Origin of the sequence: Acidovorax sp. HMWF029 (assembly GCF_003060895.1) — a bacterium.
Classification (GTDB): Bacteria; Pseudomonadota; Gammaproteobacteria; order Burkholderiales; family Burkholderiaceae_C; genus Acidovorax.
This window is the reverse complement of sequence record NZ_QAIH01000214.1, coordinates 1-6,211: the sequence shown is the minus strand read 5'-3', so window position 1 is coordinate 6,211 and position 6,211 is coordinate 1. Positions and strand designations below refer to the sequence as shown.

General features: G+C 65.6%; 6 protein-coding genes and 1 riboswitch. Of the genes, 4 read left to right on the top strand and 2 right to left on the bottom strand.

Annotated features, from left to right (window positions below; translation table 11 throughout):
* Window positions 1-40 precede the first annotated feature (40 nt).
* Complete coding sequence (locus tag DBR12_RS14875; RefSeq protein ID WP_108617970.1) at window positions 41-817, bottom strand: SDR family oxidoreductase; 777 nt, start codon at window positions 815-817, stop codon at window positions 41-43.
* Between the two features lie 189 nt (window positions 818-1,006).
* A riboswitch (S-adenosyl-L-homocysteine riboswitch) is annotated at window positions 1,007-1,089 on the top strand.
* A 68-nt stretch (window positions 1,090-1,157) separates the two neighbouring features.
* Between DBR12_RS14875 and ahcY the strand changes: the two genes are divergently transcribed.
* The 4 genes from ahcY (at window position 1,158) to DBR12_RS14855 (ending at window position 5,175) form a co-directional block, all read left to right on the top strand.
* The gene (ahcY, locus tag DBR12_RS14870; RefSeq protein ID WP_108617969.1) at window positions 1,158-2,594 is read left to right on the top strand and encodes an adenosylhomocysteinase; all 1,437 of its coding nucleotides are present in this window, start codon (window positions 1,158-1,160) and stop codon (window positions 2,592-2,594) included.
* 162 nt (window positions 2,595-2,756) lie between these two features.
* On the top strand, window positions 2,757-3,755 hold the full coding sequence (locus DBR12_RS14865; RefSeq protein WP_108618010.1) for a TlyA family RNA methyltransferase: 999 nt from the start codon (window positions 2,757-2,759) through the stop codon (window positions 3,753-3,755).
* Window positions 3,752-4,603, top strand: a complete 852-nt coding sequence (gene metF / locus DBR12_RS14860) for a methylenetetrahydrofolate reductase [NAD(P)H] (RefSeq protein ID WP_108617968.1) — start codon at window positions 3,752-3,754, stop codon at window positions 4,601-4,603. Before DBR12_RS14865 ends, metF begins: the two co-directional genes overlap by 4 nt.
* Entirely contained in the window at window positions 4,603-5,175 is a 573-nt protein-coding gene (locus tag DBR12_RS14855; protein ID WP_108617967.1) for a septal ring lytic transglycosylase RlpA family protein, read from the top strand. Before metF ends, DBR12_RS14855 begins: the two co-directional genes overlap by 1 nt.
* Before the next feature lie 75 nt (window positions 5,176-5,250).
* Here the strand turns inward: DBR12_RS14855 and DBR12_RS14850 are convergent, their stop codons facing one another.
* Window positions 5,251-6,138: a 23S rRNA (adenine(2030)-N(6))-methyltransferase RlmJ gene (locus DBR12_RS14850; protein ID WP_108617966.1), complete on the bottom strand. Its 888-nt coding sequence runs from the start codon at window positions 6,136-6,138 to the stop codon at window positions 5,251-5,253.
* Between the last annotated feature and the right edge of the window lie 73 nt (window positions 6,139-6,211).

The window sequence follows — 6,211 nt, the reverse complement described above, 5'->3', positions numbered from 1 at the left end:
ATTTTACCGGGCGGGCGCTCTGGAATCCCCGCAGCAGGTATCAGCCTGCGGGGGTCTGCGTGTGGCGGGCGTACATCTTCTGCATGCCACCGATCCAGCGTTCGTAGTCCTGCCCCTTGTTGCGGAAGTACTGCGCCACCTCGGGGTGGGGCAGCACCAGGAAGCGGCCGTCCAACATGGCGGCCAGCACGTCGCCTGCCACCTGCTCGGGCGGCAGGATGCCGTCGTGCGAGGCAGATCCGCCGTCGCCCGTGACCATGGCGGTCCGCACCGACTGCGGGCATAGGCAGGCCACGTCCACGCCCTTGCGGCCATAGGCGATGCGCAGCCATTCTGCAAAGGCCACGGCCGCGTGTTTGGTGACGGCATAGGGAGCAGATTCGACAATGGTCAGCAGCCCGGCGGCCGAGGCTGTGACCAGGAAGAAGCCCTCGCCGCGCTCCACCATCTCGGGCACCACGGCGCGCGCGGCCCACACATGGGCCATGCCGTGGATGTTCCACATGGCGTCCCACAGCGGGTCTTCGAGTTCGATGCCGCCCGGGCGGCCCAGGATGCCCGCGTTGGAGATATAGGCGTCCACGTGGCCAAAGCGGTCGCGGGTGGTGGCCACCAGGGCCTGGATGTCGGCCTCTTTCGATACGTCGCAGCGCACGGCCAGGCCACCGATCTCGTCGGCCACCGCCTGGGCAGCCTCCAGGTACAGGTCAGCCACGACCACGGCGCGGGCGCCCTCCTGCGCAAAACGCCGCGCGATGCTGCGGCCGATGCCGCTGGCGCCGCCGGTGACGATGACGACCTTGTCCTTGGGGTCCATGTGGTGCTCCTTGATGGCGCTTTTGAAAGAGCACCAGTGTCAGGGGCTCCGCCAACCCCGGCAGCCGCACAGGTGACATGGGTGGTTGGCATGTTGCCGAGGTGAAGGAGCAATGGCGAGTGAGAGCGGGGCGGCCCCACCCGCAGCCCGGGGATATTTCCCCGCCGGGCACTTGCTTTTATAATTCGCCGATCCGAGGAGCGTTGCAGCGTCCCCAGCACAGGCGGGGCGTGAGGCTCGGAACCATCTACCCGCAACGACGCTCATCCACTTCTCGTGTGGTGAGCTTTGTCACTCCCCCGACCAGTGGTTTTTCAAACATGCTTTGGAGCACACCACCATGAACGCACGCGTCAACGCCCCGGTCAACACCGACTGCATCATTGCCGACATCGGCCTGGCCGATTGGGGCCGCAAGGAGATCCGCATCGCCGAAACGGAGATGCCTGGTCTGATGGCCATCCGCGAAGAATTCGCAGCCAAGCAGTCGCTCAAGGGCGCCCGCATCACCGGCAGCCTGCACATGACGATCCAGACCGCCGTGCTGATCGAGACTTTGCAAGCCCTGGGCGCCGATGTGCGCTGGGCCTCGTGCAACATCTTCTCCACGCAGGACCATGCCGCCGCCGCCATTGCCGCCACGGGCACGCCCGTGTTCGCCGTCAAGGGCGAGACCCTGGCCGAATACTGGGACTACACCCACCGCATTTTTGACTTTGGCGCCAAGGGCACCGCAGGCGAAGGTCCCAACCTGATCCTGGACGACGGCGGTGACGCCACGCTGCTGATGCACCTGGGCAAGAAGGCCGAGAAAGACGCCTCCGTGCTGGCCAATCCGGGCAGCGAAGAAGAGCGCATCCTGTTCGCCGCCATCAAGGCCAAGCTGGCCGAAGACAGCACCTGGTACAGCCGCAAGAGCGCAGAGATCATTGGCGTGACCGAAGAGACCACCACCGGCGTGCACCGCTTGAAGGAAATGTCGGCCAAGGGCTCGCTGATGTTCCGCGCGATCAACGTGAACGACTCGGTCACCAAGAGCAAGTTTGACAACCTGTATGGCTGCCGCGAATCTCTGGTGGACGGCATCAAGCGCGCCACCGATGTGATGATCGCGGGCAAGGTGGCCGTGGTGGCGGGTTATGGCGACGTGGGCAAGGGCAGCGCCCAGGCGCTGCGCGCCCTGAGCGCCCAGGTGTGGGTGACCGAGATCGACCCGATCAACGCGCTGCAGGCCGCGATGGAAGGCTTCAAGGTCGTGACCATGGAATGGGCCGCCGACAAGGCCGACATCTTCGTGACCACCACGGGCAACCGCGACGTGATCACCTATGACCACATGGCGGCGATGAAGGACCAGTCCATCGTTTGCAACATCGGCCACTTCGACAACGAAATCCAGGTCGCCAAGCTCGAAGAAAACTGCCAGTGGGAAGAGATCAAGCCCCAGGTGGACCATGTAATTTTCCCTGATGGCAAGCGCATCATCCTGCTGGCCAAGGGCCGTCTGGTGAACCTGGGCTGCGGCACGGGCCACCCCAGCTTCGTGATGTCCAACTCGTTCGCCAACCAGACCATCGCCCAGATCGAGCTGTTCACCCACAGCGACTACTATGAAAACGGCAAGGTCTACGTGCTGCCCAAGCACCTCGATGAAAAGGTGGCGCGCCTGCACCTGAAGAAGGTGGGCGCCATGCTGACCGAGCTGAGCGACGACCAGGCCGCCTACATTGGCGTGCCCAAGCAAGGCCCTTACAAGCCCGATACCTACCGCTACTGAGCGAACCAGGCGGGAGAGGGGGAATGCCCCCTCTCCATGGGCTTGACGCCCTGTGCGCTGCCGGGCGCTTCCATGCGGGGCTGTTTGCTATATAAATCATAGCTGTAAACGCATGATGGTCGCGCGGGAACGGCTTTTTTTATTCATAAAAGGATGGGCGCCATGCGCGCAGATGTGTTTTTGGTGGAGCGGGGGCATGCCGCCACCCGCTCGCAGGCCCAGCGCCTGATTGCGTCGGGTGTCGAATGGCGCCTGTCGCCGCTCGCGCCCTGGCAGAAGGTGGCGAAGAATGGCGACGACATCCCGGCCATCGCCGAGGTGCAGCTGCTCGACGGCGCCGAGGCCAAGTACATCTCGCGCGGCGGGCTCAAGCTCGAAGGCGCGCTCGATGCCCTGGGCCTGAAGGTGCAGGGGCTGCGCTGCCTGGATGTGGGGCAGAGCACCGGTGGTTTCACCGACTGCCTGCTGCAGCGCGGCGCGGCGCAGGTGATTGGCGTGGACGTGGGCCACGACCAGCTGCACGAGCGGCTGCGCAGCGACCTGCGGGTGGTGTGTGTCGAGGGCGTGAACGCGCGCTCGCTGACGGCCGAGGCGTTGCAGCAGGCCTGCGAACTGGCGCTCTCGGAAGTCATCGAGCTGGAAGAAGACAACGAGACCCAGCCCGAAGCCCCCTACAGCTGGATGCGCAACGGCGGCCAGGTGGACGAGGACTACGACGACAGCGACGATGCCAAGGAAAAGGACATCGAAGCCTTCAAGGCCGAACGCGCCGAGCTGGCCAAGGCGCGCGCGCAGGGCACGCTGCCGGTGGAGCGCCGCCGCCGCGCGGACCGTGTCGATGTGGACATCACGCCCGAATTTGACCTAGTGACGGGCGACCTGTCGTTCATCTCGCTCACGCTGGTGCTGCCCGCACTGGTGCCGCTGCTGGCGCCGCAGGGCGACCTGGTCATGCTGGTCAAGCCGCAGTTCGAGCTGCAGCCCGGCCAGGTGGGCAAGGGCGGTATCGTGCGCGACGAGGCCTTGTACGCCGTGGTCGAGCAACGCATCCGCGACTGCTGCGCTACCGTGGGCCTGAGCGTGCTGGCATGGCTTGACAGTTCCATCCAGGGTGGCGACGGCAACCGAGAGTTTTTTATCCATGCAAGGAGGGCTGCATGAATGCTGCCAATGCACAGGGCATCGGTTTCCCTGTGAGTTTTGAGTTCTTCCCGCCCAAGACGCCCGAAGGCGCCGACAAGCTGCGCGTGGCCCGCCAGCAGCTGTATGCGCTGCACCCGGATTTCTGTTCGGTGACCTATGGTGCTGGCGGCTCCACGCAAGAGGGCACCTTCGGCACCGTGCGCGAGATCCTGGCCGAAGGGGTGAGCGCCGCGTCGCACTTCTCCTGCATCGGGGCAACGCGCCAATCGGTGCGCGAGCAGCTCGCCACGCTCAAGGCCATGGGCGTCAAGCGCCTGGTGGCGCTGCGCGGCGACCTGCCCAGCGGCTATGGCGCGGGAGGCGAGTTCCACTATGCGAGCGACCTGGTGGCCTTCATCCGCGCCGAGACGGGGCGCGACTTCCACATCGAAGTGGCGGCCTACCCGGAAGTGCATCCGCAGGCGCGTTCGCCCGAGGCCGATCTCGAGGCCTATGTGGCCAAGGTGCAGGCCGGGGCCGACTCGGCTATCACCCAGTATTTCTACAACAGCGATGCGTACTTCCGTTTTATTGAAGATACGCAGCGCCTGGGCGCTGAGGTGCCGGTGGTGCCGGGCATCATGCCGATCGGCAGCTCCACCCAACTGATGCGGTTTTCGGATGCGTGCGGCGCCGAGATCCCGCGCTGGATCCGCCTGCGCCTGCAGGCGTTTGGTGACGACACGGCCAGCATCAAGGCTTTTGGCCTGGATGTGGTGACCGACCTGTGCGACCAGCTGCGCAGCGCAGGTGTGCCAGCGCTGCACTTCTACACCATGAACCAAAGCGCCGCGACGCTTGAGATCTGTCGCCGCCTGGGGATCTGATGGGCGGGGTGGGGGTGCCGCCGCCCGCATGCCGTGGAACCCTGCGAGCGCGCATCTCGCAGGTCGCATGTGTGGGGCTGTTGTGGGCCCTGGCGTTGGCTCCCGCGCTGGCCCAGGGGCTGTCGGCCGAGGCCGACGCGCTGGTCCCCCACCTTCTGACTGTGCCGGGCGAGGCCATGCTGATCGATCCTCCTGCACCGCCGCCGCTACCGCCTGCGGGCGTGGATGCGTCGTCCCTGGAGCTGGTCACGGCCGACGAGGTCGGGTTGGCCTCGTGGTACGGGGCGCAGTTTCACCGGCGGCGCACGGCCAGTGGGGAGCGTTTTGACATGCGCGCGCTCACGGCGGCGCATCCCACCCTGCCGTTTGGCTCCCGGGTCTGTGTGCGCAGCCAGGCAACGGGGCGGACGGTCGTCGTGCGCATCAACGACCGGGGGCCCCATGTCCGCAATCGCGTGATCGACCTCAGTCGCGGCGCTGCCGAAGCCCTGGGCATGGTCGGTCTCGGGCTCAAGCCTGTAGAGCTGTTTGCCCTGGACGAGGAAGAAAAGGATTGCCCGGCAGCGCCTTGAGCAGGGCGTTGAGGCCCATGGTTTCAGGGCCCATGGCTGGAGCCGAGGCGCGCAGCGCTACAGGGGTGTGCCGCTTTAGCCGCCGGATTCCAGCGTGTGCGTGGCGTGTTTGTCTTGCGCCAGCAGCTCGGCCATTTGCGGTAGCGCGGTCTTCAGGGCCGCCTTGAGCGTGTAGGGCGGGTTGATCAGGAACATGCCGCTGGCCGGCAGGCCGGGGCGCTTGGTGTCGCCGGTGACCGTTTCGGTGATCTTGCTCGACTTGACGGTCAGCGTGGCGTGCAGCCAGCTTTTGCCTGCCTTGGTGGCTAGCGTCTTGAGGCGGCGGGGCAGGTCGTGTGCCTCGGGGCGCGGAATGATGGGGTACCAGAACGCATAGGTGCCCGTGGCAAAACGCTTGAGCGAGTCGGTCGCCATGTCGAGCACCTTGGCATAGTCGCTCTTGATTTCATAGCTAGGGTCGCACAGTACGAGGGCGCGGCGGGCCGGTGGGGGCAAAAACTTCTTGATGCCTTCAAACCCGTCTTCATGGAGCACTGCCACCTGGCGGCCCGCCTCCAGCTGGGCGACATTGCCCGCCAGGGAGCGCAGGTCGGTCGGATGCAGCTCGAACAGCTTGAGCTTGTCCTGGCTGCGCAGCAGGCGCTGGGTGATAAAGGGCGATCCAGGGTAGACCCGCAGGGTGTTGCCCTGGTTGAAGGCGTTCACCATGTCCACATAGGCCTGCAGGGCCGGTGCGAGGGCGGGTGTGGTGGGGGCGAAAAGGCGGGCGATGCCGTCGGTGGCCTCGCCGCTGGTGCTGGCGTAGTCCCCGTCCAGCCGGTACAGCCCGGCTCCTGCATGGGTGTCCAGCACGGTCAATGCCGCGTCTTTTTCGGTGAGGTGTTGCAAGGCGGCAATCAAAACCGTGTGCTTGAGCACATCGGCATGGTTGCCCGCGTGGAAGGCGTGGCGATAACTGAACATGGCCCAATGGTAACGAGTGCGCCCCCTGGTGGGCCTTTTTTGTAGCGCCACCCGCCAGGGCGGGGTGCCGTGG

Bases quoted from the DNA above. Each gene is read 5' to 3' on its own strand.
- DBR12_RS14875 (WP_108617970.1), bottom strand. From the start codon at position 817: ATGGACCCCAAGGACAAGGTCGTCATCGTCACCGGCGGCGCCAGCGGC.
- ahcY (WP_108617969.1), top strand. From the start codon at position 1,158: ATGAACGCACGCGTCAACGCCCCGGTCAACACCGACTGCATCATTGCC.
- DBR12_RS14865 (WP_108618010.1), top strand. From the start codon at position 2,757: ATGCGCGCAGATGTGTTTTTGGTGGAGCGGGGGCATGCCGCCACCCGC.
- metF (WP_108617968.1), top strand. From the start codon at position 3,752: ATGAATGCTGCCAATGCACAGGGCATCGGTTTCCCTGTGAGTTTTGAG.
- DBR12_RS14855 (WP_108617967.1), top strand. From the start codon at position 4,603: ATGGGCGGGGTGGGGGTGCCGCCGCCCGCATGCCGTGGAACCCTGCGA.
- DBR12_RS14850 (WP_108617966.1), bottom strand. From the start codon at position 6,138: ATGTTCAGTTATCGCCACGCCTTCCACGCGGGCAACCATGCCGATGTG.